Here is a 25,215-nt window from a genome sequence, read left to right as displayed (position 1 = left end):
CAATCCCGACATCGGAGATGGACAATGTCTGACCTGCGCGACGCAGCCCTCGTATCCAAAGCCTGGCCCTTTGAAGAAGCGCGCAAGCTTCTCAAACGCTACGCAAAGGGTGCGCCGGAGAAGGGATACGTGCTGTTTGAGACAGGCTACGGTCCCTCCGGCCTGCCACATATCGGCACCTTTGGCGAAGTGGCGCGGACCACGATGATCAAGACCGCCTTTGAGGCGATCAGCGACATTCCCACCAAGTTGATCTGTTTCTCGGACGATCTGGACGGGATGCGCAAAGTGCCATCCAATGTGCCGAACCCAGAAATTCTGGAGCAGCATTTGCAGCGGCCGCTGACCTCGGTGCCGGATCCATTTGGCACACATGACAGCTTTGGGGAGCACAACAACGCCATGCTGCGGCGGTTCTTGGACACCTTTGGCTTTGAGTATGAGTTCTACTCCGCCAAAGAGTTTTATGAATCCGGTCAGTTTGACGAGATTCTGAAGCGTGCCGTGGAGCGCTATGACGAGGTTATGGCGATCATGCTGAAGTCCCTGCGTGAGGAGCGCGCGGCGACCTATTCGATCTTCTTGCCGCTGCACCCGGAAAGCGGTCGCGTCATGTATGTGCCGATGAAAAAGGTCTGTGCAGAGACCTATACGGTGACCTTTGACGATGAGACCGGCAAAGAGTGGACCGTGCCGGTGACCGGTGGCAACGTTAAGCTGCAGTGGAAGCCAGACTTTGGCGCGCGCTGGGCGGCGCTGGGGGTGGACTTTGAGATGTATGGCAAAGAGCACGCCACCAACGAGAAAATCTATGATGCGATCTGTCGTGTGTTGGGGGGGCGGGCGCCGAACCACTTCTCGTATGAGCTATTCCTTGATGAAAACGGCCAGAAGATTTCCAAGTCGTCTGGCAACGGTGTGTCGATTGACGAGTGGCTGACCTATGCCTCCACAGAAAGCCTCGCGTACTTCATGTACCAGAAGCCAAAGACCGCCAAACGCATGCATTTTGATGTGATTCCGAAGGCGGTAGACGAATATCACCAACAGCTGCGGGCGTATCATACGCAGGACATCAAGGCACAGCTGAACAACCCGGTGTGGCATATTCACGGTGGCAACGTGCCACAGTCTGATATGATGGTGCCGTATTCCATGCTGCTCAACATTGCGTCTGTGTCCAATGCCGAGGACAAAGACACGCTTTGGGGCTTCATCAACAAATATGCGCCTGAGGCGACCGCAGAGACCCATCCGGGAATGGATGCCGCCGCGGGCCATGCCGTGCGTTACTTCAACGACTTTGTGAAGCCAGCGAAAGTGTATCGTGCGCCAACCGAGCAAGAGCGCCGTGCGTTGGAAGATCTGGCTGGGGCGCTAAGCTCTGCAGAAACGGCTTTGGCGGTGATTGCGGCCAAGAATGCGCTGGTTGGCAATGACGATCCGCTGCCGGAGCCGGATTTTGGGGACGAAGAGTTCCTGCAGTCTATCGTGTTTGCCATCGGTAAAACGCATGGCTTTGAACCGCTGCGCGATTGGTTCAAGGCGATCTATGAGGTGCTGCTGGGCGCCAGCCAGGGCCCGCGTTTTGGTGGCTTCATTGCGCTGTACGGCGTGGAAGAAACCGTTGCGTTGATCCATAAGGCACTGGCCGGTGAGTTGACCGCGGCTGAGTAAAACCCGCATTATGGGCAACGTTTTGAAAGGCTCCGCTTTGGCGGGGCCTTTTGGTTTTGAGGCAGGCGCTAAAGGCGTGAAATGATCTGCGGGCCGATGGTGGGCGTAGTCTCTTGCAAGGGAGGTGCGCCATGAAACATGTTTTGCTCGCAATTGTGGTTGTGATGGAGTTTGCCCGAACGCAAGGCGCCAAAGCGCAGGAAGGCGGTGCCGCCACGGAAATCCAGACGGTGATCAACAGTCAGATGGCGGCATTTGCCAAAGACGATTTTGCCGATGCCTTCACTTTTGCTGCAGATAATATTCAGCGGATGTTTGGCACGCCGGAGAACTTTGGCGTGATGGTCAAACGCGGCTATCCGATGGTGCATCGCGCCGAGGATGTGCGGTTTGGCGAGCTGCGCGCCGAGGGCAATGCGTTGTGGCAGCGAGTGCTGGTGAAAGACGGTGCAGGCGTGGTGCATGCGCTGGAGTATCTGATGATTAGCGATGGTGACAGCTGGCGCATTGCGGCGGTGCAACTGCTGCAGCCAAAAGACGTGGGCGCCTAGCGGGTACGGGCCTCGCGCCAGACCAGAATGGCGGCGGCACAGAGGATGATGCCAGCTCCGAGCCAGCTGATCGCGTCTGGCAACACCGAAAACACCGCGGCGTCATAAAGCGCGGCAAATGCCAGCGACGTATAGAAAAACGGGCTGACGAAACTCGCGTCGGCCATGCGCATGGCGTTGATGAAACAGGTTTGTGCAGAGGCCATCAGCAGACCGATGCCCGCCAGTGCCGCCGATTGTTGCAAGGTAGGCATTTGCCAGACAAAAGCGGCCGCGACCGTGGCGATGGTCAGGCCAATGGCGTTGTTGATGAGCAGGATTTGGAAAGGGCGTTCGCGGCCTGTGAGCTTCTTGATGAAGATCAGCTCGCCGCCCATGGCGCAGGCCGCGCCCAAAGCCAGCAAAGCGCCGAACTCCAGAGCGCCGGCTCCCGGACGGGTGAGCACCATGGCACCGGTGAAGGCCAATGCGGCAGAGCCCCAACGCCACGGGCCGATCTTTTCACCGAGAAACGGGATCGCCAGCAGCATTCCGACCACCGGGTTCAGAAAGCTGATCGCGGTGGCGTCTGACAGCGGGATAAAGGCGGCGGCGGCAAACATCAGCGTCACGCCGCCCCAGCCCAAAGTTGAGCGGCCAATGTGCAGCCCCCAATTGGGGCGGGTGATTTGAGGGCGGACAATCATTGCAGCAGTGGCGAACCCCAAAAACGCAAAGAGGAAGCGCCCGTGGCTGATTTGCAGCGGATGCAGCTCCGGTCCCAAGGCACCAGTGCCCAATGCCTTGGCCAGCAAAGTGGTGCCCGCCGCAAAGGCGGAGGCCGCGAGGGTCAGCGCGGCTGCAAGGGCCGGATTGGTGCGGGGCAGGGACTGTTCGCTCATGAGGTGGTTATGCGCCTGCGGTTTCGGACTGACAAGTGGCGGTTTTGAGCGCTTTGTGTGGTGCGGGAGACTCTGCCGATTTGCGCAGATGTCACAAAATTTACGCGAAACGAAAGATAGGGGTTCCTATTTGTCGCTGATGCCTCTAGGCAGGGCGCATGATCAAACGCACAGATATCCTCTTTGTACGACGCCGACGCGCTATTGCGTGACCGGCCCTTGATCCCTTGCGCTGCAAAGTGGCGCACAACCTCTCAAAAACATTGACGCAAATGCCCCAAGTGATGCAGTCACAAAGGCTCATGATCTGAAAAGGAAGATCGACATGATCCCGTCCGTTTTGCCGACGTACAACCGCGCCGCCCTCACGTTTGAGAAGGGCGAAGGAAGCTGGATGATCGAGGCGGATGGCCGACGTTTTCTGGACTTAGGTGCGGGCATTGCTGTGAATGTGCTGGGCCACGCCAATCCGGTGTTGGTGGAGGCGCTGACCGAACAGGCCGGTAAGCTGTGGCATGTGTCCAACCTCTACAACATTTCGCAGCAAGAGGCGCTGGCGGACAAGCTGGTCGCCAACACCTTTGCGGATACGGTGTTCTTCACAAACTCCGGCACTGAGTGCTGTGAGTTGGCGGTGAAGATGGCGCGCAAGTATTGGCACGACAAGGGCCAGCCGGAGCGGGTGGAGATCATCGCCTTTGAAGGCGCGTTCCATGGTCGGAGTTCCGCCGGGATTGCCGCGGCGGGGGCGGAGAAGCTTGTGGCGGGCTTCGGACCACTGTTGCCGGGGTTCCATCAGGTGGCTTGGAGTGATCTGGAGGCGGCCAAGGCGCTGATTTCTGATCAGACCGCGGCCATCATTGTGGAACCTGTGCAGGGTGAAGGCGGTATTCGTCCAATGGCGGATGAGGACCTCAAGGCATTGCGGGCGATCTGTGATGAGGCGGGGATCCTGCTGATCATGGACGAGGTGCAATGTGGCGTGGGCCGGACCGGCAAATTGTTTGCCCATGAATGGGCCGGTGTGACGCCAGACATCATGATGGTTGCCAAAGGCATCGGCGGGGGCTTCCCGCTGGGCGCGGTGCTGGCCACGGAAGAGGCCGCGAGCGGCATGGTGGCGGGCACCCATGGCTCGACCTATGGCGGTAACCCGCTGGCCTGCGCCGTGGGTGGCGCGGTCATGGATGTGGTCGCGGATGAGGCGTTTTTGGCGGAGGTGAACCGCAAGGCGGGTCTGTTGCGGCAGAAACTGGAAGGGGTGGTTGCGAGCCATCCGGACGTCTTTGAAGCGGTGCGTGGCGCCGGGCTGATGTTGGGGCTCAAATGCTCCAAGGCGGCCTGTGGTGACGTTGTGGCGGCAGGTTATGACCATGAGGTTGTGACCGTGCCTGCGGCGGACAATGTGGTGCGTTTGTTGCCACCATTGAACATCACAGATGAAGAGATTGCCGAGGCCGTTGTGCGGCTGGAGAAGGCAGCAGCGCAAGTGGGCGCGGAAGGTTAAGGACTATAGAGATGAAGCATTTTCTGGATATCAATAAGACCAGCGTGGACGATCTGCGTAGCATGATCGACAGCGCGAAGGCGATCAAAAACGCCCGCAATGGTCGCCCGAAAGGCGCGCAGGATGATGACCTGCCGCTGAAAGATCACATGGTTGCGCTGATCTTTGAAAAGCCGTCGACGCGGACGCGGGTGAGTTTTGATGTCGGCGTGCGCCAGATGGGCGGGCAGACCATGGTTCTGTCTGGCTCTGAGATGCAGCTGGGACATGGCGAGACGGTGGCGGATACTGCCAAGGTGCTGAGCCGTTATGTCGACCTGATCATGATCCGGACCTTTGAAGAGGCCACGCTGCTCGAGATGGCGGAGAACGCCACCGTGCCGGTGATCAACGGGCTGACCAACCGCACACACCCGTGCCAGATCATGGCGGATATCCTGACCTTTGAAGAGAAGGTCGGGCCGATTGCGGGCAAGAAGGTTGTGTGGTCTGGTGACGGCAACAACGTGTTTGCCAGCTTTGCTCATGCGGCGGGGCAGTTTGGTTTTGATTTGACCTTCACTGGCCCGCAAACTCTGGACCCGGAGCAGGTGTTTATCGATGAAGCCCGTGCCAAAGGCGTGAAGGTGGAGATCGAACGTGATCCTGTGAAGGCGGTACAAGGCGCTGACCTTGTGGTGACGGACACCTGGGTGAGCATGCATGATGCGCCGTCCGCACGGGAGCGTCGCCACAACCAGCTGCGTCCATTCCAGGTGAACGAAGAGCTGATGAGCCATGCCAATGACGATGCGCTGTTCATGCATTGTCTGCCGGCGCACCGGAATGAAGAAGCCACCAATGCCGTCATGGATGGGCCAAACTCGGTGATCTTTGACGAAGCGGAAAACCGGCTGCATGCGCAGAAGGCGATCATGAAGTGGTGCCTTCAGAACTAAGGTTCGCGGCAATAAGTAACGTAAGGGCGTCAGCATAGTTGGCGCCCTTTTTGTTGTTTGGGGGCGCATCCTGCGCCTAAGCTTATCCCGCGAAAGGACAGAGGGAGCGCGTGATGGGGGAGACGCAAGGGCGTAGCGGTGCGCCCAGGATTGTGGTGGCTGGAGCCGGGAGTATTGGTTGTTTCGTTGGTGGCTTGTTTGCGCGGAGTGGTCAGGATGTGACGCTGCTGCTGCGGGCGGGAACGGCGGAGGAGATCACGCAGAATGGGTTGACGCTGACCGACTTTGGAGCGCTCGATGCAGCTTTGGCCCCGGATCGGTTTGCGATGAGCACGGACCCAGCCTGTTTGGCGGCGGCGGACATCGTGTTGGTCACGGTGAAAAGTGGCGCCACGGAGGAGATGGCGGCGCAGATTGCTGCGCATGCGCCAGCGGAGGCTGTGGTGGTGAGCCTGCAAAACGGTGTGGAGAATGCGGCACTGCTGCAGGAGATGTTGCCGGGTTGGGATGTGCGCGCAGGCATGGTGCCGTTCAATGTGGTCTGGGTCGGCGGAGGCCGGTTTCATCGCGGCACCAGTGGTGACATCATTATCGAGAGCGGCCAGGGGCATGTGGGTCGGCAGTTGAACGTGCCGGATTTGCATGTGCATGAGCATGGCGACATCGCAGCTGTGCAATGGGGCAAGCTGCTGATCAATCTCAACAACGCGTTGAATGCGCTGTCGGGGCTGCCGCTGAGGGAGCAGATTGGCGACCGGGACTGGCGGCGGTTGATGGCGGCGCAGATGGCGGAAGCTTTGGCGGTGCTGCAGGCGGCGGATGTCGCTTTTCAAAACCCTGTGGCAAAGGTGCCAATGGAGCTGGTGCCACGGATTTTGCGGCTGCCGACATGGGTATTTCGGCTGGTGGCGAAGACCATGCTGTCGATTGATCCCAACGCGCGCAGCTCCATGTGGGAGGACCTTGAGAAGGGGCGTGGGACCGAGATTGACGAGCTGCAGGGCAAGATTGTGCGATTGGCGCGTCAGGCCAATGTCGCGGCGCCGATCAATGCGGGCCTTGCAGAGATGATCCGAGAGGTTGAGGTACTTGGTGCGGGTGCGCCCAATCTCACAGCACAGGAGGTGCAAAGCCGTCTGCGGACACTAGATTCGCCCGCAGACGGGGAAGTTTAGCTGCTCAGCGTGTTGAGCGCGTAGAAGATTGCAGCCGACATCAATGCGGCGGCGGGCACGGTGATGACCCAGGCTGCGACGATGGTCATGAAGTGGCTGCGACGCACCAACTTGCGGCGGCGGCGTTCTTCTGGCGCGATGCGTTTTTCAGGCGGGCGTTGTACGGCGGTTTTGCGCAGGCGGCGCTCGGCGTGCCATTCGCGGTAGAAGCCAACGCCAAAGATGCCGCCCACGGCGATATGGGTGGAACTGACCGGCAGGCCCAACCAAGAGGCGACAATCACGGTGATCGCGGCGGACAGGGCCACACAATATGCGCGCATTGGGTTCAACTTGGTGATCTTCTCACCGACCATGCGGATCAGCTTGGGGCCAAACAGGAAGAGGCCAAAGGAGATCCCAAACGCGCCGATGATCATCACCCAGTTGGGGATGGAAACCTTGGCGGCAAATTCGCCAAACTCGGCGGCGTGCACGATGGCGGCCAGTGGGCCAACCGCGTTGGCCACGTCGTTGGCGCCATGGGCAAAAGACAAGAGCGCGGCGGAGAACACCAGCGGAATGCCAAACAGCACTTTGAGGGACTTGTTGCGGTTCTCTAGGCCTTCAGATTGTTTGCGGATGAGTGGTGCGGAGACCACGTAGAACAGGCCTCCCACGGCAACACCAATCAGCAGGGCAGTTTGCAGGTCAATCTTGATGATCTTTTTGAGACCTTTGAGGGCCAAGTAAGATGCAAACGCTGCGGCCATGATGCCGATCAACACTGGCACCCAGCGACGGGCGGCGGCGATTTTGTCGTCTTGATAGATGATTTTGACCTTGATGAAGGCCAGGAATGCGGCGGCGATTACACCGCCCAGCACTGGAGAAATCACCCAGGACGCGGCGATTTTGGCCATGGTGGGCCAGTTCACGGCCGCGAAACCTGCGGCGGCGATGCCTGCGCCCATCACACCCCCTACAACGGAGTGGGTGGTGGAGACCGGCGCGCCGACCCATGTGGCGAGGTTCACCCAGAGCGCGGAGGAGATCAGCGCGGCCATCATGGCCCAGATGAAGATGGTGGTGTTGGCCATGCCAGAAGGATCGATGATGCCTTTGGAAATGGTCGAAACCACGTCGCCCCCGGCCAGCAAAGCCCCGGCGCTTTCAAAAAAGGCGGCAATCACAATCGCGCCGCCCATGGTGAGCGCGTTGGCCCCCACAGCGGGGCCCATGTTGTTGGCCACATCATTGGCACCGATGTTGATCGCCATATAGGCGCCAATCCCGGCGGCGGCGATGATGATCATTGTGTTGGAGTCACTGCCAGACAGAAGACCTGCGGCAACACCTGCGAGCACAATGAAGGCAATCGCAATGCCAAACCCGACCATAGGGCGGGAGACATAGAGTGTGGCAGATTCCAAATGGGAGATGCGGTTGAGGTCACGGTCCAGAGTGGACCACTTCTTGCCTGAGTTTGGCGAGGTCATGACAAAGAATCCCGGCTTTACGTCGTACGGGGGGGGCTACCCCCGTCGCCGGGTCATTGCAACGATTTCGTTACAAATGCGTTACGAAAGGATTACAATTCTCTCAGAAGGGCCTGAAGCTGTGGTTCGTTCACCATATCGGCGGCTTCCTGCGCAGGGACCCATTTGCGGGTGCGTTCGTCCGCCTCTGGGAAATCGTCGACCAGTTCTTTTACTTCGGTTTCAAACACAGTGACGTCCACCGGGATTTCCAAACCGCCATCGAGACGCTTGTCATAGCCATAGATGCCGACGGGTTCGCGATCGATGTTGGCCTTTTTCACGCCCGCTTCTTCCCAGGCTTCGCGCAGGGCGGCACCCGGTGCATCAAGGCCAGTGATGGGCCAGCCTTTGGGCAGCACCCAGCGGCCAGTGTCACGTGAAGTAATCAGGAGCACCTCGGTTGCGCCCTGTTTCTCACGCGTGCAGAGCGCGGCCACCTGAATGCGGCGTGGACGACGCCACAGGGGGGCAATCACGCTGTCAAAGGCGGTTTTCAGGGCGTTGGTCATGGACGGCTGCTCGGCTTTTTTCGGTTTTTGTATCGGGTCGTTTCTTTGTCGTTCTTTTGTATATACGTTTTGGTTAGCAAAACGTCAAGATGACTGGGAAATACACTTATTGTTTGCGCCGTTTTGCGCGCAAAGTTGGGTCTGCCTGAGTGGGGTCTTCGGGCCAGGGGTGCTTGGGATAGCGGCCGCGCATGTCCTTGCGCACGTCGGCGTAGGAGCTGGCCCAGAAGCCGGGGATGTCCATGGTGGTTTGCACTGGTTTTTGCCCCGGCGAGAGCAGGGTCACGCGCAGCGGGGTGTTGCCCACCATCGGGTGGGTGGTTTGGCCAAAGAGTTCTTGCAGGCGCAGGGTGATTTCTGGGTTTTCGCCGGAATAGTCGATGGGGATTTTGCGATCCAGCGGCGTGGTGAAATGCGCGGGGGCTAGTCGATCCACCAGTTGCATCTGGTTCCAGTCGAGGCGGGCGCGCAGGGAGTCCAGCAGGTCGAATTTCTTCCAGTGGTCGGCGGTTTTTACGCCGGAGAGATGTGGCAGAAGCCAGTCATCGATGGTGGACATAAGCGCATCGGGCGTCATGTCGGGCAGGTCGTGACCGGCGGCGCGGATCAGCTCGACACGGGCCACAAAGCGTTGCGCGGCAGGGGAGAGCGTGATGCCGAGGTCGCGCACCCCGTCGAGCATTGCGGCGGCGATGGCATCATCCGGGGCGTCTTTCCAGATGCGGTCGTCCAGCGCGACAGCGCCGAACATTTCCTGACGGCGGGCAATGACGCGGCGCTCGCGTTTGGACCAGTGGCAGTTGTCTTGCCAAGCGATCTGATCGGCAAACAGCTCGCGGATTGGGCCTTCGGAGATTTGGATGGCCTGACGGATGCGCGCCTCACGCGGGTTGCCGTCTGTGTCTGTCACCACAATCAGGCGGGTGGCGGCGAGCGGGTCTTCGTCGTCTAGAATGGCGCCTTTGCCGCCAGAAAGCACGAAACGCGGGGCGTCGCCTTTGCGGTGCAGGCCAATGCGGTCCGGGTAGGACAGCGCGGCGAGTTCTGCGGCGCTGCGCGGCTTAGGATCGCTGCCTTTGGCGGATTTTGCGAGGCGTTTGGCCTCGTCGCGGATGCTGTGCAGCGCGGCGCGGTTGACGCCGTAGGGGCGGCGATCGGTGAAGGACTTGAGATCGGTCAGGGCCTCGATGCGCAGAGCGAGATCCACGGGCGCGCCGCGGGTGAGGGGGTCGCGCGCGGCGAGCAGTGCGGCCATGGGCGCGGCTTGCGGGCCTGCGGTGGCCAGCATGTGGGCGAGGCGGGGATGCAGTGGCAGTTTGGCAAGGGCTTTGCCATGGGCGGTGATGCGATTGTCTCCGTCCAGCGCGCCCAGCATGTGCAGGACGGATTGCGCCTCGGCAAAGCTGCCGGGGTTGGGCTGCGTCAAAAGGGCGAGGTCGGTGGGGGCGGCGCCCCAGAGGGCGAGCTCCAGCGCGAGGCCGGTGAGGTCGGCGGCTTCGATTTCAGCGGGGGGGAAGGGCAGGAGCGCGCCTTCTTCGCCCTTGGTCCAGAGGCGGTAGCAGATACCCTCGGCGACACGACCGGCACGGCCCTGACGTTGTGTGGCTTCGGCACGGGTGACACGTTCGGTCACAAGGCGGGACATGCCGGAGCCGGGATCAAAGCGGGCGCGGCGGGCGCGGCCTGCGTCAACCACTACGCGCACGTCCTGAATGGTGAGGGAGGTTTCCGCGATGGAGGTGGCGAGGACCACTTTGCGGCCGGTTTTGTCGGGGCGGATGGCGGCTTGCTGATCCTTGAAGGGCATGGCGCCAAACAGTGGGTGCACGGTGCAGTCCGCTGGCAGTTTCAGCAGCGATTGCGTGCGGCGGATTTCGCCTTCACCAGGTAGGAAGACCAGCACGCCGCCGTCGGTCTCGTTGACAGCCTGGGTGATTAGGCGGGCGGTGGCCTCTTCCAAACGGGTGTTTTTGGGCAAAGGACTGTCAAGCCAGCGGGTTTCCACCGGGAAGGCGCGGCCCTCAGACGTGATCATCGGCGCGTTGCCCATGAGGGTGGCGACCGGCTCTGCGTCTAGTGTGGCGGACATGGCCAGCAGGATCAGGTCATCGCGCAGGGCGTCGCAGATTTCGAGGCAGAGCGCGAGGCCGAGATCGGCATTCAGGCTGCGCTCGTGGAATTCGTCAAAGATCACCGCGCCGACGCCAGAGAGTTCCGGATCAGATTGGATCATGCGGGTGAGAATGCCTTCGGTGACCACTTCGATGCGGGTGGATTTGGAGGTTTTGCTTTCACCACGCACGCGGTAACCCACAGTTTGGCCTGCGGTTTCCCCCAATGTCTGCGCCATGCGCTCGGCTGCGGCACGGGCGGCCAGACGGCGCGGCTCCAGCATCAGGATGCGGCCCTCGGTGAGGTTCGCCTCCAGCATAGCGAGTGGCACAACGGTGGTTTTACCCGCGCCGGGCGGGGCTTGCAGGACCGCGCGGCCGGTGGCGCGCAGAGCAGTGATAAGGGGATCGAGGGCGTCGTGGATGGGCAGTTGCGTCATAGGGCACCTTATCGGCCCGTGGGGACGGGGCGTCTAGGGGGGATGCGCGTTAGTCGCGGCGGAAGAGTTCGGCCTTGCCGTGGCGCGAGGTGAGATGCACCTCGGTTGCGCGCCAGAGGTCGCCTTCCGGTGTGTAAACGATGGAGAGCGGCGAGGTTTTGAGCTCGGCCAGTTCTTCGGCGGAATAGCCGCCAATGCGGTCGTAGGTGCCTGCGCAGGTGACTTTGCCGTCGCCGTTTTGGCGGGACGTGAGTGTGATGCGCACGAGGCGGGTGCCGTCATATTGCTTTTGGTCCAGCGTACAGAGCTGATCCGCGTCCTGATCGCGCAGGGTGAGCCACATCATGGTCATCGGGTCGACCGCACCGCGTTTGGCTTTGTCTGAGATCGGCGCGGCGGGTGTTTGAGCGCCAGCGGTTTTGCGCGGCAGGGTGCCTGTGAAGGTCAGGGTGGTTTCGCTGACCCGTTTGCCGGTGTCGATGAAGCCGTCATAGCGAGTCGGAGCGATGTTGCTGCCACGCACGGCGCCTTGACTTTGCACGGTGAAACGGATGCGACGCAGAGCACCGGCGAGGCCGGTTGTGGTGAAACTGCCTTTGCCGGCAAATGTGATTTGGGTTTGCTGCGCGGCGACATCCAATTCGCCGACCTTGAAGCCAAAGGCGTGCACTGACCACTTTTGGGTTTCAGTGTTGGCTTGCCCGGCATGTGGCAAGCCAACTGCGGCACAGAGCAGCAGTGAAGCGAGAAGGTGGGCGGGTCGGGGTAGACAAAATGGGGTCATGCGCGGCATGAAGACTCACAATCAAAAAGATACAGGCTTGTCCATGGATATCGCAGATCTGCGCGACAGAATACTGAAACAGGACCGTCGGGCGCTGGCCCGTGCCATCACTTTGGTGGAGAGCGCGCGGCCCGATCATCGGGTCCAGGCCACGGCCCTGTTGGATGAGCTGTCCAAGGCGGGCAAACAGTCGCTGCGGATTGGGTTGTCGGGCACGCCGGGGGTGGGGAAATCCACCTTTATCGAGAGTTTTGGCATGATGTTGACCGCGCAGGGCTTGCGTGTGGCGGTGCTGGCAGTGGATCCGTCTTCGGCGCGGTCGGGCGGATCTATTTTGGGGGATAAGACCCGCATGGAGCGGCTGAGCCGGGATCGCAATGCGTTTATCCGCCCTTCGCCCAGCCAGACCCATTTGGGCGGCGTGGCGCGGCGGACGCGGGAGGCCGTGGCGTTGTGTGAGGCTGCGGGTTTTGACGTGGTGCTGATCGAGACCGTGGGGGTTGGGCAATCTGAAACCGTTGTGGCGGAGATGTCGGACTTGTTCTTGTTGCTGCTGGCGCCTGCCGGGGGCGATGAGCTTCAAGGTGTGAAGCGTGGGATCATGGAGATGGCGGACGTTATCCTTGTGAACAAGGCCGATGGCGATCTGAAGGCCACGGCCCTGCGAACCTGTGCGGATTACGCGGGCGCGTTGCGATTGTTGCGCAAGCGGCCGCAGGACCCGGACGGGTTCCCAAAAGCGATGACGGTCTCCGCTCTGGAAGAAAACGGGCTGAGCGACGCTTGGGGCGAGATGACGACGCTTACGGAGTGGCGCAAGCAAGAGGGCCATTGGGCTTATCGGCGAGCGGCACAGGCGCAGTTCTGGTTTCACGAAGAAGTGCGGCAGGGGCTTTTGGCGCGGCTGCAGCAGGGCGAGGCGCCAAGGCAACTGTCTAAACTGGATGCCGAAGTGGCCTCTGGCGCCATGACCCCGGGCCAAGCGGCGAAAGAGATGCTTGATCACCTCGCCTGATCCGCGCAATCATCAGCTGATCCTGTTTGGGCCCTTTTAGGGTTTTCACCGTATTGGCCTATAGGGTTGGTTGATTGGGAGTGGGTGATGGAGCTGCCTCCGCCCGGAGCATTTGATTGGTCGTTGCGTGGACTGGAGGAAGCCGAAACGGTTTTCACCCAAAGCCGCGATGGGCGTATCATTATGGAAGTGCGTCATCCTGTTGTTGCCGGAGTCACCTGCGAAATGGTGCATTGGTGGTTCGGGGTGTATGCGCACCTTAAGCTGCAGATCGATGGTGACGTTTTTGATGCGTTTAAGGTTTGGCATCCGCGGGATCACAAGTACTTACGGCGGGCAGACGCTGAGTGGTCCGGGCCATTGCGGCCTGGGGATCGGGTTTCTCTGTCTGAGGCCTATGGGCCGAGCCAAGAGTATAGCAACACAGAAACCGTACAAATCGTGCGCCTGGATCAGCAGGGATTTGGTCTGCGGGCAATCCGCCTTGGTCTGACCGTTGCTGATTTGAGTTATGCGTTTGACGATACACCGGAGGGGCTAGAAGTATCCACACGGCTTTGTGTTGGTGTGGCCAATGGCTGGGCAAAAACGCTGATCAACCAGGTTTTTCTGCCGCTTCTGTTTGATGAAAAGAAAACGGAGGCCTGGATGCTGCACAATGTCGAAGAGGTGAGTTCTTGGGCAAGTTTTCTACCTGAGGTATTTGCGCGGCGTGAACAAGGCGACTTTATTGTCTGGGACCGAGATACTGAGGGCTAACCGCCCTGTTTGTCGCGACGTATCTTGTGAATTTTTCTTGCTATGAGGTGCATCACCCCACAGTCTGAAAGCGGCTGTTTTGGCATGTGCGACAGATGCCAATGCAAGCTCTTGAGTTGCGCAAGCGCAGGAGAAGTACGTGCAGTTACCGGAACCGCGAGAATTTGGCTGGGAGCTTAAGAGCTTTGACAATGCCCATTCCACAGTGACGCATTTGCCGGACGGGCGGACGTTGTTTGAAGTGGACCACCCACCGGTGCGGGACGTGACAGCGGAGATGCTGACCTGGTGGTATGGTGTTTATGCCGACCTGACTCTGGTGATTGATGGGGACACATATCCGGCGTTTCTGGTGAGCCACCCGCTGGATCACATTTCGTTGGACAGTGAAAAAGCCGCGCCAGACGAGCCACTCAAGGCAGGGGATTTTCTGAACATTCAAGAGGCCTATCAGCGCAATCCGAAGTTTGCCCTCGATGAACGGCTGGAGGTTGTGGCGCTGGATGCGCAGCGCTTTGCGCTTAAGGCAACGCGGCGAGGCGTGACCGTGGCGGATCTGGAGTTCCGCTTTGAGGATGGGCCAGAGGGCGCGAAGTTCACCAATCACCTAACGGTTGGGGTGGAAAGCGGCTGGCTTAAGCCGTTGGTCAATCGCGTGATGATTCCCTGGATCTACTATGAGGATAAGAACTACGCCTGGGTGCTGCATTCGGTGGAAGAGGTTGGCAATTTTGAGAATTTCCTGCCGGAAATCTTTGCGCGCCGGGATCAGGGCATGACAATCCGGTGGAACCGCAACTGCCTTGCGGATAATGAAGATCGGGCGCCGGAAGGTTAGCGGGCAAAATGCAGCCAAAGCGCGGCTGAATCACTTGACGCCCCCGCGAAATGGGCCTAATGACGCCAGACAAATTTCCGGGCGCAGCCTAGGCGGCGCCCATTTGCTTTGACGGGGTCGATCTCCCCGTAGACCGATAAAACGAGGATGAACCCATGTCGCGCCGTTGCGAACTGACCGGAAAAGGCCCGATGACGGGCAACAACGTAAGCCACGCCAAAAACCGCACCCGTCGTCGGTTTCTGCCAAACCTGAATGACGTGACCCTGCAGTCTGAGACTCTGGGCCGTGGTTTCAAATTCCGTATCTCCGCGGCTGCGCTGCGCACTGTGGACCACCGCGGTGGGCTGGACGGCTTCATGGCGAAAGCAAAAGACACCGAGCTGTCTGAGAACGCTCTGAAAGTCAAAAAAGAGATCGCCAAAGCACAGGCCGCAAACGCCTGATCGTGCTGATCTTTTGAAGATTTTGACAGCCTCGCAGTTTTGCGGGGCTGTTTCTTTTTGTCGCCTTCACATTCCTGAGAGGGCGTGCCTATATGCGGCCATGACGCTTCGTTTGCGCAGATATGTGGCCGCCGTTATGGCGCTGGTGCTGGTTTTGACCGGGCACAGCATGGCCATTGCGCGTGGCATGACCGGCCCTGAGGGGTTTGCGGAATACTGCATTGGCGAAAGCGCGGTGATGGTGCCAGTGGATGCCGAGGGCAAGCCCACCGGACCGGCGCATTTCTGTCCCGAAGTGAGTTTCACCCTGCTCAACTGGGTGACCTTGGACCAAGCCGATGTCGGTAAGGTGCTGGGTCGGAGCGAGGCGCTGCAGCTGCCTCAGGTGGCTGTCGAGGGCGTGATTCGTCTGATTGCGGAAAGTGCGCGGGCGCCGCCGCTGGGTTTTCTCTGATCCAAACACACAAACCACAGAGAAAACCTTCCGGACAGGAGATCAATATGTCCTTCAAAACTCTTTCCCTCGCAGCGGCCGCTGCCGTTGCTTTTGCCCTGCCTGCTTTTGCGGAAAGCATCATCGCCGTAAATGACGCCTATGCACGTGTGTCTTCCAAGATGGCCAAGGCGGGCGCCGCCTTTATGGTGATCGAAAACACCGGTGCGGAGGACGACCATTTGATTGGTGTGAGCTCCGATGTGGCCAAGCGTACCGAGCTGCATACACACATGGATGATGGAAACGGCAACATGAAAATGATGCACGTGAAAGAGGGCTTTGCCGTGCCTGCGGGTGGTGAACATGCGCTGGCGCGCGGTGGCGATCACGTGATGTTCATGGGCCTGACCCGTGGTCTGGAGCATGGCGATGTGGTGACCATCATCCTGACCTTCGAGAAGGCCGGGGATGTGACGCTGGAGGTGCCTGTGGATCTGGAGCGCAAGCCGGATCATGGGGCCATGAAGCATGGCGACCATTCTGGTCATGGCATGAAGAAGGCCGACGGTTAAGCGGCGTGCTTCTTTGCTGAAATTCAGTGGGGCCGGTCCTTATGGATCGGCTTTTGCTATTTGGCGCGGGCGAGTTCCGAGGCGACCCACTCCGGCACAACCTGTGTGGCGGGGCCAAAATGGGTTTCGGCAAAGCGTGACACACCGGAAGAGGGCTCCAGGTTCAACTCCACCGTATGGGCGCCGAACATGTCGGCCTCGTTGACAAAATTGGCCGCCGGGTAGACCTCGCCGGAGGTGCCGATCGAGACAAACACATCGGCCTGCGCCAAAGCGTTGGAAATGCGCTCCATACCGTAGGGCATTTCGCCAAACCAGACCACGTCTGGGCGGGTGGCAGGCGCGCCGCAGGTCGGGCAGGGATCATCTGGCGACATGGTGGGCGGGGCAGGCCAGCGGTGATCGCAGGCGTGACACAGGCCGCCGTGCAGGGTGCCGTGCATGTGCAAGACGTTCTGGCTACCAGCTTTCTCGTGCAGCCCGTCCACATTCTGGGTCACGATCAACACGGCGCCGGGAAACTTGGCCTCCAGCTCTGCCAGCGCAAAATGGGCCGCATTGGGCTCAGCCTCTGCAGATTGCTCGCGGCGGGCGTTGTAGAAGTCATGCACCAGCTTGGGATTGCGGGCGAAACCCTCCGGTGTGGCGACATCTTCGATGCGGTGCTGCGCCCAGAGGCCGTCCTCGTCGCGAAAGGTGCCTAGGCCACTTTCGGCGCTGATCCCGGCGCCGGTGAGGATGACGAAAGACTGTGACATTAGGGCTCCTGATGTTGGCTGTAGGCAGTGTTGCAAGTGGCACAGAGAGAGGCAAGTGCTTGACCTATATGCCAGTTGCGGCGATGGCTAGGGCACCACAAGGGAGAGAGAATATGCGGGTTCTGTTTGTATGTCTGGGCAATATTTGTCGGTCGCCTTCGGCAGAAGGCGTGTTTCGCGCCATGGTGCCAGAGGTGGAAACCGACAGCGCAGGCACGGCGGGGTGGCACGTGGGCAAGCCGCCTTATGGACCGATGCAGGCGGCCGCGCTGGCGCGGGATGTGGACCTGTCTGATTTGCGGGCCCGGCAGTTTGTGGCGCGCGATTTTGAGCGGTTTGATCTGATCGTTGGGATGGATGCAGAGAACATCGCCAATATCGAGGTGCTGCGCCCGGATGGGAGCGACACCGAAGTGCGGCTGTTCACCGATTATGCGCCGGAGAGCGGCATGTCCGAGGTTCCAGATCCGTATTACACGCGGGATTTTGACGGGGCGCTGGACCTGATCGAAGACTGCGCGCGCGGGCTGAAAGCGGCCTTAGAGGCAGGCTGAAGTTTTGGAAGTTTGGAAACTGGGCTAGTTGTCTGTGTCCAGGGTCTTGAAGGTTCCGTCGAGCCAAGGGAAGCGCTCAAGAGCGGGGCTGACCATATGGGCGTGGATCAGGCCGCGCATGGTTTGGGCCACATCCCGCGGCACCGTGTCGGCCCAGTCGCCGCTGGCGAGCAGCGAGATTTTGCGGCTGAACGGTGCAAACGGCAGCGGGTGCGCGTCAACCTGATCGTGGAAACGGGCAGCTCGCAGATAGCCCAGCGGTGTGGTGATTGCCCAGCCAATACCGCGTGACACCATAGCCATAAGGGACGGGTTGGAGCCAATTTCGAAACGGTGCGGCACTTCAAACTGGGCGCGGGTCAGCGCGGCCTCGATTTGGCGGCCAATGAGCTGTTCCTGACCGTAGCGCAGCATGGGGAGCTCTTGCAGCGCGGTTGTGATATCGCCTTTCGGAGGCAGGTAACCTGAGGGTGCGACGAGGATGAACGGATCCTGTGCAAGCGGGTATTCTGTTATGCCATCAAGTGCTTCCGGAGCCACGGCGGTGATGGCCAGGTGTAGGTCGCCGTTGCGAATGGCGTCTGTGATCTCATGGCTTGGCGCGGTCACAAGGCGAAAGCGGCAGCGGGTCATGGACTCGGCCAGTTTGGTGACCAGCCGCGGGGTCAGATCGTTGTCAAAGTCATCAATGATGCCCATCGACAGTTGCGTCAGGTGGGTGAGGTCCATCACGGTGAGTTCGGATTGCGCCAACCGCAGTTGTGAGAGGACCTCCCGCGCCCGGACCAGATAAGCGCGGCCTGCTGCGGTGAGTTGCATCGGGCGTTTGCTGTGATCTATCAGGTCGGTGCCAAGCGCGGTTTGCAGGTTGCGGATCTGCTGTGACACCGCGGGTTGGGACAGGCCTGTGATCTCGGATGCACGCGCCACAGAGCCGTGCTCGGCGAGTGCCTCAAAAACTTCGAGGCCGCGCAATGTGACGCCTTTGTTGAGCATCGGTCCCTCCACCAGCTTTGGCTTTTGTGAATAGGGAGCGACCTTGGGTCAAGCGCTTTTGCCCGCGCAATAGCCTCAGCGCAGATGTTTGCAGCTGGACACAACGCTGGTTTCAAACTTCTTGTAGCGCTTCCAGAAGATCTCATGGCTGCGTTGGTTCGACTGGCGGATTTCCTGCGCCTTGTGCGGGTCTTTGATGAAGCTTGCGGCCAGGCGTTGATCGGCGCGTGACAGGCTTTTGTTCGCGGTTTTCTGAATACAACGGCACATTTGGCGGGTCGCACCGTCGCGGTCCGAGCGCAAGCAAGCGCGGTTCAGCGTGTTGGCGTCTACGGGCTGCGGGAGTGCGGGAACAAGCATCAGCGCCAGAAGCGGCGCGGCAAAAAATCTGGTCATGGGTGCCTCATCTCTCTGCGTCGGGCCACGTGGCGTGTTTTGTGCCATCTGGTTCGCCCGACAGAAAACCAAAGCCAATATGGCCCAAAATCACTTCTGGTGCAATCACATGCGCGTGTCTGGCGCTGGATGTGGTGCTTGGGCATGGGGGGGAGGGAAAATCATTAGTCAATTTGCAGGGGCGTGGACTAAGCTGAGGAAAAGCAAGGAGGAACCTATGCCGAATATTTCTAAGGAGGCGGAGCTTCAAACCGTCATCACCACCTTCGAAATGACGCCAGGCACCTGTCAGGATTTGCTGGATGCGCTGACCGATGCTTATGACCAATTCATCTCCAAACAGCCCGGTTTTATTGCCGCTGGCTTGCATGTGAATGACGCGCAGACGCGGATTGCCAATTATTCGCAGTGGCGGCGGCGGGAGGATTTTCAGGCGATGCTGCGCAGTGAAGAGATGCGGGAGCGCAATCGCAAGATCAATCAACTTTGCCGCAGTTTTGAACCGGTGATGTATGACGTTTTGCAGGCCTATGATTGACGTTTGACCCTGTACCTGTTGTTGTCGTGCTTGGTTAGGAGTTTGAAATGTATAAGCATATTCTTGTGCCGGTGGCCTTTGACGAGGCCCATGATCCAAGTGAGGCGGTGGCGGTGGCGCGTCGGTTGATTGATGAGGACGGGCAGGTGAGCCTGTTGCATGTGATGGCCAATGTGCCGAGTTACGTGATCAACTATGTGCCCGAAGGGTTTCAGGCGGAGGCGCAGACGGCGATTGTGGCCAGTCTGGAGGCTATGGGCGGCGACCTTCCCAACGTAAAAGGCGTTGTAGAAGAAGGACATGCGGGCAAGACCATTGTGAAATGGGGGGCGGCAAACGCGGTGGATTGCATTGTGATCGCATCCCACAAACCCGGCGTACAAGACATTGTGTTGGGTAGTACGGCGGCACAGGTTGTGCGTCATGCCAAATGCGCGGTACATGTGACCCGGTAGGCAGGGAGAAAGGCTCAGAATATGCGCGTAGTCAAAGTGTTGCAGGCGGCGGCAGTGGCCTTGATGGGGATCGTGGCACAGCCGGCGATGGCTGAGGATGACATCGGGTTTTCCGATCAGCAGACCAAGCGGACGGTAGATATTTTCACCTACGGTGTGAGCGAATGCGCCAAGGTCGATCTGGTGTATCGCATTGACTGTCTGCGTCAAACCTACAGCCAGACTGTGCGTGTGATTTCAAAGGCTTCGGTCTATTGGGAGGCGGAAGTGGCACTGACCCGCGTGAACCGTGGCTTGTACTCTTTTGTGCGTGCAAACACCGATTCCAATCTCGGGCGCGAGCGTGTGAATGGCGGGCGGATCAAGGCGGTGACGCAGGAGTCTATGCCGCAGGCGATCCAGCTGTATATGGCGGGCGCAGATAAGGCGGCGGAAGTGATGCGCAGCGGGTCGTCGATTGAAGTGCGGTATTTCTCGCCAATTGCAGATGCGGTGGAAGCGTCCAAAGCGCTGCTGCAGTAAAGGTTAACAGCGGGGATCTCGGTGGGGATTTTGACGTCGGTATTGCGTCGGTATTGTGGCTGTTTCACGGAGGTGCGGTTTTGACCGCGCCTCCGTTAACGTTTTGGCGGTTTAAGTCGCGGGACGCAGCTCTTTGGGCAGCTCGTCGATGTGGAAATCCACGTGCAGGTGGTTGCCGTCCGGGTCGTGGATGTTGACCTGCACAATTGGGAAGCCGGGCGGGAAGCCGAGGTAATAGTCCAGATCGTGCGCTTTGAGCACTTCGAGGAAGCCGGGCATGTCAGTGGCGGCAAAAGCGGCGTGCTCCAGGGCGATCTCATGGCCACCCGCAATCAGCGGTTTTGTTGAGCCCACCAGATGCACCACCGCCTTGTCGCCAAGGTACATCCAAGCGCCAGGAAAACCGAAGTCGGGTCGGGGGCCATTGGTCATGCCCAGAACCTCTTCGTAGAAGCGGATCATAACGTCGAGATTTTGGGTGCCGATGTTGGCGTGATCTAAGCTGTGTAATGGCATGACGTGACGGTAGGGCGCGCCATTGCCTTGCGTCAAGCGAAAGATGTTGGCGCTAACACATCTTCAGATGTCAGGTGAAAGGCTTTGCCAAAACCGCCATTCAAAAGGCCGCCAGACAGGTCAAAACGCACAAAAGAGAAATCGGGGAAGTCGACGTAGAGTTTGGCCTTGGGCCGCAGTGACAGGAAGTGGTCTCGGGTTTGAGTGTGTGCCTCACTGTCTTTTGCCAGAAATGATGCCTTTGCGTGAAGGGTCATCCGCGGGTGTGTGAGCGGGTCGCCTTTGTCGCCAGGCTCCCCCACCAACAGAGCGCAGTTCGCATCGGCGCGCAGCGCGCCAGTGTGGCTGGACAGATCGGAGATCAATGTTATCGGGGCGCCGTCCGGCGCGGTGGCGAGGGCCACTCGGGTCACGGATGGGGTGCCAGTGGCGGGATCGGTGACGGCAAGCGCGGCGTAAGTGGCAGAGGACAGAAGGTCGCGGGCCAAGGTGCGGGCGTCAGCATCGGTTGGACGAATGGGGTCGGATTTGGTCATGGTGCGAGGTTGCCAGTTTTTCAGAAGAGCCAAAAGGGTGCAGACCAACAAAAACGGCGCCTGGAATCAACCTGGGCGCCGTTATTGTGTAGCTAGCTGGACCGTGTCTGCTTGCGTGCGTGGCTTGCTGTCTGGCTGGACCTGGCGGTGGGCTGGGCCTTGCTTGATTGCTTGCTTCGTACGTGAGTGGCCGGTCTGGCTCGCTCTCTGTTGACTCCTATTTAGGATGAGTCGGTGGCAGGTTCAAGGAAAAAGTGTTTAAAAACAAAAGGTTGACTAGTTTACTCAGGTAATGCGTTTCAAGTATTTTTGTCAGGAATTCTGGGTTGGTGGTCTCTTAGAGGCAAGGCGCTGGAGACATTGACAATTTTTTCTGCTCGCGTGTTGTGCGCTGTGAATGCCGTTCTGCAGATCGATTGGTTGTGGAGGGAAACGCGGTGGCGAAGACTGGAATTTTGCGAAGTGGACCCTAGATTTTTAGCAATCAAACAAGAGGAGCGTGCTTGATGAAATGTCCAGTGGACGGCGAAACCCTGGTGATTGCGGACCGCAACGGGGTGGAGATTGATTATTGTCCCAGCTGTCGCGGCGTGTGGCTTGATCGTGGGGAGCTGGATAAAATTATCGAGCGGGCAAGTGCCTATGCCGCGCCGCCGCCCCCGCCCCCATCCGAGAACGTGCAGCCTGCGCCGCAGCGGGGCTATGACGGGCGTGGCTATGACGAAGGCCATGTGCGCCGCTATGAGGGCAAGCCGCGCAAGAAGAAAAAGATGAGCAGCTTCCTCGACGATATTTTTGACTTCTAAGATCTCTTAGTACGCGGTTTTGTTATCCGGTTGGTGGATGCAGGGCCGTGCAATGCTGTGCCTGCATGCGGGCGCGGTCTTCGGCGGCGGGCAGGTCCCGCCGCAGGGCTTTCAGGCGTTGGCGTTGTTGCGCCACGTCGATTTCGACCGGGGTTTCTACCGTGCGGTAGCGGGTTTCCGGGCAGCTGTAGGGGCGGTCTTTTTTGTCATAGCAGGTGTCATAATAAGTATAGCTTTCGGAACTGCGGTGGATGGCGTAGCCGAGGGTGATATTGCCTTCGGCGGTTGTGATGGCGCGGCGTAGGGTAGCGACCTCGGATTGCGCGGTGGAGATGCAGCGCTCCAGTGGGGTGGCACAGGCGGTCAAAAGGGTGAGGCCGAGCAGGGCGGCAGGGCAGGCAAATTGCATGAAGGGCTCCTTTGATCGGAGCAGGGTGTGGCGGGTATCGCGCGTCAGGCAAAAGCAGGGGGATGTTATCGGATATCCAGCGTGCAGCGCCGCCTTCCTTTTGCAGTTTTGCTAAATTTCATTTTAGTATACATATCTTTTTTCGCTGATATGGTGTGGCCGCAGTTTTCCCAGAATATTCAATGGAGATCGTGATGGCGGCTTCCCCGACAACAAAAAAGAAAAAACAGAAGGGTCAGCCGGAGAAGCTGGGGCAGGCGATCCGGTTGCGGCGCAAGGCGCTGGGCAAGACGTTGAATGCGGTTGCGGAGGAGGCGGATCTGACCACTGGGTTCATCTCGCAGGTGGAGCGTGGGATCAGCTCTCCGTCGCTGTCTTCGCTGATGTCAATTGCGGCGGCGTTGCAGACCAGCGTGGAGCAGTTGTTGAGCGTGCCGGAGACCTACTCCGAGTTTATCCAGAAAGACCGTCGACAATCCTATGCGCTTGGCACAGCGGGCCGTTTTTATGAGAAACTGGGACCTGGCTTCCTTGGCGCGCTGATGCATTCGCAGATCATTCACCGTCCGCCGGGGCATGAATCCGAGAAAATGTGCCACGATGGAGAGGTGTTTTGCTACCTGCTGTCAGGTGAGGTTGAGTACCATTTGGAGGGTGCAGTGTTTGTCATGGGGCCGGGAGATGTGATTCACCACAACACCGCAAAGCCGCATTTTTCGCGTGTCGTGAGCGACGTGGAATCCGTGGAGTTGTGGGTCAGCACCACGCCAATGAGCACAGCGGCAGAAAATTAAGTTTGCGGATGGCGGAAAGAAGGGCAGTGTTTTCAGTATATTGTATCCAATTTTTGGATTTAAGCTGAAATTCCCGCTTCAAAAATTTAGCTTTGCTAAAAGAAGTTTTAGCAAAATGTCAAAAACTGCCTATTCTCCCGGTCACCGAAGAGATTCGACCAGGGAGGAAAATAGACATGACACGCAGCACCCTTTTGGCGGCGGCTTTGGCGGCAACGACCGCGCTTGTGACGCCGGTGGCGGCGCAGGAACGCGGCGGCACAATGAACTTTGCCCGCTACGACGGCTCGCGCCTGATTGATCCGATTTACGCGGACCGCAACCCGGACATCTGGATGGTGGGCAGCCTGTTTGACACGCTGTTACGTTCGTCTGATGACGGGAAGTCGATTGTGGGCGGATTGGCGGAGAGTTTTGAAGTCTCAGAGGATGGCAAGACCGTCACGCTGATGCTGCAGTCGGGCCTGAAGTTTGCCGATGGCTCGGCGCTGGAGGCGGACGACGTGCTGTTCTCATTGGACCGGGCGCGCAATGGTGACTTGGGGCCGTGGTCCGGCATGTTGGGCAGCGTGTCAGACGTGACCGCGGACGGCAACACAATCACCGTGAGCCTGAGCCAGCCGGATCCAACCATTCTGTCGATGCTGGCTACGTTCAACACCGCGATTGTGAACAAAGACGTGTTTGAGGCAGCAGAAGGCGCAACGGATCAAGAGAAATCCGCCGCCATCTTTGCCGCCGGTGGTGCCGGCGTGGGGTCCGGGGCTTTCTATATGTGTGGCTTTGAGCAGGGCGCCTCGATGGACTTCTGCGCCAACGAGCACCACTGGGAGATGGGCGCCGACGGCAAGCCGCTGCCTTATCTGGACAAGGTGCATTTCGAGATCATCCCGGATGATGCGACCCGTATCCTGAAGTTGCAGGCGGGCGAAGTTGACGCGGTGGAGTTTGTACCGTTCAGCCGTGTGGCGGAACTGGACGCCGATCCGGCGATCAATATGAACCTCTACCCGTCCACGCGGATCATCTATTCGCCAATCAACACCCGCGAGACTCGTGCGGATGGTTCGGCCAACCCGCTCAACGATGTGCGTGTGCGTCAGGCGATCAACTACGCCACCAACAAAGACGCGTTGATTGGTCTGGTGCTGCAAGGCGCAGGTCAGCCGATGACTGCGCCGCTGATGTCGTCTTCCACGCGTCTGGCGTCCAAACTGGATCTGTATTCCTACGACATGGACAAAGCCATGGCGCTGGTGAAAGAGGCCGGGATCGAGCCGGGCACCAAGGTGACGCTGACCACGCTGGCAGGCTCAGCGGACGACTCAACCATCTTTGCTGCGCTTCAGCAGATGTGGGCGCCGCTGGGCATTGAGCTGGTTGTGGAGCAGGTCGACGGGCCGACCCGCAGCGCGAAGAACCGCTCCGGTGAGTTTGACATCCACACCTATGGCTGGGTGGATGATGTGAACGATCCGAGCCAGGTCACCGGTTGGTTGGGCTATTCCCCGATCCGCAGCGCGGTGGGCACCGGTTGGGAAAGCGACAAGTTCAACGCGTTGTTTGAAGCCTCCGGCAAAGAGATGGATCAGGCCGCGCGTGCGCAGCAATATGCGGACATGCAGACGATCTACGCCGATGCTGCGCCGTTGCTGTTCATGTACGAGACGCCTTTTGCGGTGGCGGTGTCCACAGCGGTTGACGGCTACGTGCAAACCCCGCTCGGCGCCAACATCTTCTCGCGCGCAACTGTGAGCAAGTAAGACCTCAGCGCGC

Annotated in this window: 29 protein-coding genes; 18 read left to right on the top strand and 11 right to left on the bottom strand. The window is 59.4% G+C overall.

What is annotated here, in order from left to right:
* Nucleotides 1-24 precede the first annotated feature (24 nt).
* Together SIB38_RS20075 and SIB38_RS20070 are read left to right on the top strand one after the other, a co-directional pair.
* Nucleotides 25-1,677: a lysine--tRNA ligase gene (locus SIB38_RS20075; protein WP_412550928.1), complete on the top strand. Its 1,653-nt coding sequence runs from the start codon at nt 25-27 to the stop codon at nt 1,675-1,677.
* Between the two features lie 131 nt (nt 1,678-1,808).
* Entirely contained in the window at nt 1,809-2,228 is a 420-nt protein-coding gene (locus SIB38_RS20070) for a DUF4864 domain-containing protein (RefSeq protein WP_294118610.1), read from the top strand.
* Here SIB38_RS20070 and SIB38_RS20065 read toward each other — a convergent pair.
* Entirely contained in the window at nt 2,225-3,109 is an 885-nt protein-coding gene (locus tag SIB38_RS20065; protein ID WP_412550927.1) for a DMT family transporter, read from the bottom strand. The genes SIB38_RS20070 and SIB38_RS20065 overlap by 4 nt on opposite strands.
* Nucleotides 3,110-3,434: 325 nt before the next feature.
* On the opposite strand from SIB38_RS20065, the gene SIB38_RS20060 reads away from it, so the two are divergent.
* From SIB38_RS20060 to SIB38_RS20050, 3 genes are all read left to right on the top strand, one after another.
* Nucleotides 3,435-4,616 (top strand): aspartate aminotransferase family protein, encoded by a 1,182-nt coding sequence (locus SIB38_RS20060; protein WP_294118613.1) that lies wholly within the window; start codon nt 3,435-3,437, stop codon nt 4,614-4,616.
* 11 nt (nt 4,617-4,627) lie between these two features.
* Nucleotides 4,628-5,554 (top strand): ornithine carbamoyltransferase, encoded by a 927-nt coding sequence (argF, locus tag SIB38_RS20055; protein WP_294118614.1) that lies wholly within the window; start codon nt 4,628-4,630, stop codon nt 5,552-5,554.
* A 113-nt stretch (nt 5,555-5,667) separates the two neighbouring features.
* On the top strand, nt 5,668-6,729 hold the full coding sequence (locus SIB38_RS20050) for a 2-dehydropantoate 2-reductase (RefSeq protein WP_412550926.1): 1,062 nt from the start codon (nt 5,668-5,670) through the stop codon (nt 6,727-6,729).
* Here the strand turns inward: SIB38_RS20050 and SIB38_RS20045 are convergent.
* From SIB38_RS20045 to SIB38_RS20030, 4 genes are all read right to left on the bottom strand, one after another.
* Entirely contained in the window at nt 6,726-8,207 is a 1,482-nt protein-coding gene (locus SIB38_RS20045; RefSeq protein WP_294118616.1) for an inorganic phosphate transporter, read from the bottom strand. The genes SIB38_RS20050 and SIB38_RS20045 overlap by 4 nt on opposite strands.
* 92 nt (nt 8,208-8,299) lie before the next feature.
* Complete coding sequence (locus tag SIB38_RS20040) at nt 8,300-8,758, bottom strand: NUDIX hydrolase (RefSeq protein ID WP_294118617.1); 459 nt, start codon at nt 8,756-8,758, stop codon at nt 8,300-8,302.
* A gap of 106 nt (nt 8,759-8,864) precedes the next feature.
* Nucleotides 8,865-11,309: an ATP-dependent helicase HrpB gene (gene hrpB / locus SIB38_RS20035; protein WP_412550925.1), complete on the bottom strand. Its 2,445-nt coding sequence runs from the start codon at nt 11,307-11,309 to the stop codon at nt 8,865-8,867.
* A gap of 49 nt (nt 11,310-11,358) precedes the next feature.
* On the bottom strand, nt 11,359-12,102 hold the full coding sequence (locus SIB38_RS20030; RefSeq protein ID WP_412550924.1) for a DUF3108 domain-containing protein: 744 nt from the start codon (nt 12,100-12,102) through the stop codon (nt 11,359-11,361).
* 34 nt (nt 12,103-12,136) lie between these two features.
* Here SIB38_RS20030 and meaB point away from each other — a divergent pair, with 34 nt between their 5' ends.
* The 6 genes from meaB to SIB38_RS20000 all read left to right on the top strand — a co-directional run bounded on the left by meaB (nt 12,137) and on the right by SIB38_RS20000 (nt 16,159).
* On the top strand, nt 12,137-13,108 hold the full coding sequence (gene meaB / locus SIB38_RS20025) for a methylmalonyl Co-A mutase-associated GTPase MeaB (protein WP_294118620.1): 972 nt from the start codon (nt 12,137-12,139) through the stop codon (nt 13,106-13,108).
* An 87-nt stretch (nt 13,109-13,195) separates the two neighbouring features.
* Nucleotides 13,196-13,867, top strand: a complete 672-nt coding sequence (locus SIB38_RS20020; RefSeq protein ID WP_412550923.1) for a hypothetical protein — start codon at nt 13,196-13,198, stop codon at nt 13,865-13,867.
* 139 nt (nt 13,868-14,006) lie between these two features.
* Complete coding sequence (locus SIB38_RS20015; RefSeq protein WP_412550922.1) at nt 14,007-14,705, top strand: hypothetical protein; 699 nt, start codon at nt 14,007-14,009, stop codon at nt 14,703-14,705.
* 155 nt (nt 14,706-14,860) lie between these two features.
* Nucleotides 14,861-15,151, top strand: coding sequence for a 50S ribosomal protein L28 (gene rpmB / locus SIB38_RS20010; RefSeq protein ID WP_168591376.1), 291 nt, complete (start codon nt 14,861-14,863; stop codon nt 15,149-15,151).
* 100 nt (nt 15,152-15,251) lie between these two features.
* On the top strand, nt 15,252-15,605 hold the full coding sequence (locus tag SIB38_RS20005; protein ID WP_412550921.1) for a hypothetical protein: 354 nt from the start codon (nt 15,252-15,254) through the stop codon (nt 15,603-15,605).
* Nucleotides 15,606-15,652: 47 nt separating this feature from the next.
* Nucleotides 15,653-16,159: a copper chaperone PCu(A)C gene (locus SIB38_RS20000; protein WP_412550920.1), complete on the top strand. Its 507-nt coding sequence runs from the start codon at nt 15,653-15,655 to the stop codon at nt 16,157-16,159.
* Between the two features lie 56 nt (nt 16,160-16,215).
* Here SIB38_RS20000 and SIB38_RS19995 read toward each other — a convergent pair whose 3' ends face one another.
* Nucleotides 16,216-16,917 (bottom strand): NAD-dependent deacylase, encoded by a 702-nt coding sequence (locus SIB38_RS19995; protein WP_294118625.1) that lies wholly within the window; start codon nt 16,915-16,917, stop codon nt 16,216-16,218.
* A 113-nt stretch (nt 16,918-17,030) separates the two neighbouring features.
* Here SIB38_RS19995 and SIB38_RS19990 point away from each other — a divergent pair, with 113 nt between their 5' ends.
* Complete coding sequence (locus SIB38_RS19990; RefSeq protein ID WP_294118626.1) at nt 17,031-17,471, top strand: low molecular weight protein-tyrosine-phosphatase; 441 nt, start codon at nt 17,031-17,033, stop codon at nt 17,469-17,471.
* 24 nt (nt 17,472-17,495) lie between these two features.
* On the opposite strand, the gene SIB38_RS19985 is transcribed toward SIB38_RS19990, so the two are convergent.
* On the bottom strand, nt 17,496-18,467 hold the full coding sequence (locus SIB38_RS19985; protein ID WP_412550919.1) for a LysR family transcriptional regulator: 972 nt from the start codon (nt 18,465-18,467) through the stop codon (nt 17,496-17,498).
* 75 nt (nt 18,468-18,542) lie between these two features.
* A complete protein-coding gene (locus SIB38_RS19980) occupies nt 18,543-18,863 on the bottom strand; it encodes a hypothetical protein (protein WP_294118628.1) in 321 nt (106 codons plus the stop codon).
* A gap of 217 nt (nt 18,864-19,080) precedes the next feature.
* On the opposite strand from SIB38_RS19980, the gene SIB38_RS19975 reads away from it, so the two are divergent.
* The 3 genes from SIB38_RS19975 to SIB38_RS19965 are packed head-to-tail and all read left to right on the top strand — an operon-like array spanning nt 19,081 to nt 20,378.
* Entirely contained in the window at nt 19,081-19,401 is a 321-nt protein-coding gene (locus tag SIB38_RS19975) for an antibiotic biosynthesis monooxygenase family protein (protein ID WP_294118630.1), read from the top strand.
* A gap of 47 nt (nt 19,402-19,448) precedes the next feature.
* Entirely contained in the window at nt 19,449-19,856 is a 408-nt protein-coding gene (locus SIB38_RS19970; RefSeq protein WP_294118631.1) for a universal stress protein, read from the top strand.
* Between the two features lie 21 nt (nt 19,857-19,877).
* Nucleotides 19,878-20,378, top strand: a complete 501-nt coding sequence (locus SIB38_RS19965) for a hypothetical protein (RefSeq protein ID WP_294118632.1) — start codon at nt 19,878-19,880, stop codon at nt 20,376-20,378.
* Nucleotides 20,379-20,489: 111 nt separating this feature from the next.
* Here the strand turns inward: SIB38_RS19965 and SIB38_RS19960 are convergent, their stop codons facing one another.
* Nucleotides 20,490-20,894, bottom strand: coding sequence for a VOC family protein (locus tag SIB38_RS19960; protein ID WP_412550918.1), 405 nt, complete (start codon nt 20,892-20,894; stop codon nt 20,490-20,492).
* Between the two features lie 32 nt (nt 20,895-20,926).
* Entirely contained in the window at nt 20,927-21,430 is a 504-nt protein-coding gene (locus SIB38_RS19955; RefSeq protein WP_412550917.1) for a HugZ family protein, read from the bottom strand.
* A 506-nt stretch (nt 21,431-21,936) separates the two neighbouring features.
* Between SIB38_RS19955 and SIB38_RS19950 the strand changes: the two genes are divergently transcribed.
* Nucleotides 21,937-22,236 (top strand): zf-TFIIB domain-containing protein, encoded by a 300-nt coding sequence (locus SIB38_RS19950; RefSeq protein ID WP_294118635.1) that lies wholly within the window; start codon nt 21,937-21,939, stop codon nt 22,234-22,236.
* Nucleotides 22,237-22,258: 22 nt separating this feature from the next.
* On the opposite strand, the gene SIB38_RS19945 is transcribed toward SIB38_RS19950, so the two are convergent.
* Nucleotides 22,259-22,645: a hypothetical protein gene (locus SIB38_RS19945; RefSeq protein ID WP_412550916.1), complete on the bottom strand. Its 387-nt coding sequence runs from the start codon at nt 22,643-22,645 to the stop codon at nt 22,259-22,261.
* Between the two features lie 194 nt (nt 22,646-22,839).
* Here SIB38_RS19945 and SIB38_RS19940 point away from each other — a divergent pair, with 194 nt between their 5' ends.
* Both SIB38_RS19940 and SIB38_RS19935 read left to right on the top strand, forming a co-directional pair.
* The gene (locus tag SIB38_RS19940; protein ID WP_294118637.1) at nt 22,840-23,439 is read left to right on the top strand and encodes a helix-turn-helix domain-containing protein; all 600 of its coding nucleotides are present in this window, start codon (nt 22,840-22,842) and stop codon (nt 23,437-23,439) included.
* Between the two features lie 176 nt (nt 23,440-23,615).
* Entirely contained in the window at nt 23,616-25,202 is a 1,587-nt protein-coding gene (locus SIB38_RS19935) for an ABC transporter substrate-binding protein (protein ID WP_412550915.1), read from the top strand.
* The last annotated feature ends 13 nt before the right edge of the window (nt 25,203-25,215 follow it).

Source organism: Shimia sp. MIT910701, assembly GCF_047126315.1.
Taxonomy (GTDB): Bacteria; Pseudomonadota; Alphaproteobacteria; order Rhodobacterales; family Rhodobacteraceae; genus Shimia.
Note: the sequence above shows the minus strand (reverse complement) of the source record. Positions and strands in the feature narration are given on the sequence as shown.

Excerpts from the sequence above, each read along its gene's own strand:
- SIB38_RS20030 (WP_412550924.1), bottom strand. The coding sequence starts at position 12,102 with ATGCCGCGCATGACCCCATTTTGTCTACCCCGACCCGCCCACCTTCTC.
- SIB38_RS19950 (WP_294118635.1), top strand. The coding sequence starts at position 21,937 with ATGAAATGTCCAGTGGACGGCGAAACCCTGGTGATTGCGGACCGCAAC.
- SIB38_RS20075 (WP_412550928.1), top strand. The coding sequence starts at position 25 with ATGTCTGACCTGCGCGACGCAGCCCTCGTATCCAAAGCCTGGCCCTTT.
- meaB (WP_294118620.1), top strand. The coding sequence starts at position 12,137 with ATGGATATCGCAGATCTGCGCGACAGAATACTGAAACAGGACCGTCGG.
- SIB38_RS19970 (WP_294118631.1), top strand. The coding sequence starts at position 19,449 with ATGTATAAGCATATTCTTGTGCCGGTGGCCTTTGACGAGGCCCATGAT.
- SIB38_RS20020 (WP_412550923.1), top strand. The coding sequence starts at position 13,196 with ATGGAGCTGCCTCCGCCCGGAGCATTTGATTGGTCGTTGCGTGGACTG.
- SIB38_RS20050 (WP_412550926.1), top strand. The coding sequence starts at position 5,668 with ATGGGGGAGACGCAAGGGCGTAGCGGTGCGCCCAGGATTGTGGTGGCT.
- SIB38_RS20000 (WP_412550920.1), top strand. The coding sequence starts at position 15,653 with ATGTCCTTCAAAACTCTTTCCCTCGCAGCGGCCGCTGCCGTTGCTTTT.
- SIB38_RS19945 (WP_412550916.1), bottom strand. The coding sequence starts at position 22,645 with ATGCAATTTGCCTGCCCTGCCGCCCTGCTCGGCCTCACCCTTTTGACC.
- SIB38_RS19995 (WP_294118625.1), bottom strand. The coding sequence starts at position 16,917 with ATGTCACAGTCTTTCGTCATCCTCACCGGCGCCGGGATCAGCGCCGAA.
- SIB38_RS19935 (WP_412550915.1), top strand. The coding sequence starts at position 23,616 with ATGACACGCAGCACCCTTTTGGCGGCGGCTTTGGCGGCAACGACCGCG.
- SIB38_RS19940 (WP_294118637.1), top strand. The coding sequence starts at position 22,840 with ATGGCGGCTTCCCCGACAACAAAAAAGAAAAAACAGAAGGGTCAGCCG.
- argF (WP_294118614.1), top strand. The coding sequence starts at position 4,628 with ATGAAGCATTTTCTGGATATCAATAAGACCAGCGTGGACGATCTGCGT.
- hrpB (WP_412550925.1), bottom strand. The coding sequence starts at position 11,309 with ATGACGCAACTGCCCATCCACGACGCCCTCGATCCCCTTATCACTGCT.
- SIB38_RS20070 (WP_294118610.1), top strand. The coding sequence starts at position 1,809 with ATGAAACATGTTTTGCTCGCAATTGTGGTTGTGATGGAGTTTGCCCGA.
- SIB38_RS20045 (WP_294118616.1), bottom strand. The coding sequence starts at position 8,207 with ATGACCTCGCCAAACTCAGGCAAGAAGTGGTCCACTCTGGACCGTGAC.
- SIB38_RS19985 (WP_412550919.1), bottom strand. The coding sequence starts at position 18,467 with ATGCTCAACAAAGGCGTCACATTGCGCGGCCTCGAAGTTTTTGAGGCA.
- SIB38_RS20060 (WP_294118613.1), top strand. The coding sequence starts at position 3,435 with ATGATCCCGTCCGTTTTGCCGACGTACAACCGCGCCGCCCTCACGTTT.
- SIB38_RS19955 (WP_412550917.1), bottom strand. The coding sequence starts at position 21,430 with ATGACCAAATCCGACCCCATTCGTCCAACCGATGCTGACGCCCGCACC.
- SIB38_RS19965 (WP_294118632.1), top strand. The coding sequence starts at position 19,878 with ATGCGCGTAGTCAAAGTGTTGCAGGCGGCGGCAGTGGCCTTGATGGGG.
- SIB38_RS20040 (WP_294118617.1), bottom strand. The coding sequence starts at position 8,758 with ATGACCAACGCCCTGAAAACCGCCTTTGACAGCGTGATTGCCCCCCTG.
- SIB38_RS19975 (WP_294118630.1), top strand. The coding sequence starts at position 19,081 with ATGCCGAATATTTCTAAGGAGGCGGAGCTTCAAACCGTCATCACCACC.
- rpmB (WP_168591376.1), top strand. The coding sequence starts at position 14,861 with ATGTCGCGCCGTTGCGAACTGACCGGAAAAGGCCCGATGACGGGCAAC.
- SIB38_RS19960 (WP_412550918.1), bottom strand. The coding sequence starts at position 20,894 with ATGCCATTACACAGCTTAGATCACGCCAACATCGGCACCCAAAATCTC.
- SIB38_RS19980 (WP_294118628.1), bottom strand. The coding sequence starts at position 18,863 with ATGACCAGATTTTTTGCCGCGCCGCTTCTGGCGCTGATGCTTGTTCCC.
- SIB38_RS20005 (WP_412550921.1), top strand. The coding sequence starts at position 15,252 with ATGACGCTTCGTTTGCGCAGATATGTGGCCGCCGTTATGGCGCTGGTG.
- SIB38_RS20065 (WP_412550927.1), bottom strand. The coding sequence starts at position 3,109 with ATGAGCGAACAGTCCCTGCCCCGCACCAATCCGGCCCTTGCAGCCGCG.
- SIB38_RS19990 (WP_294118626.1), top strand. The coding sequence starts at position 17,031 with ATGCGGGTTCTGTTTGTATGTCTGGGCAATATTTGTCGGTCGCCTTCG.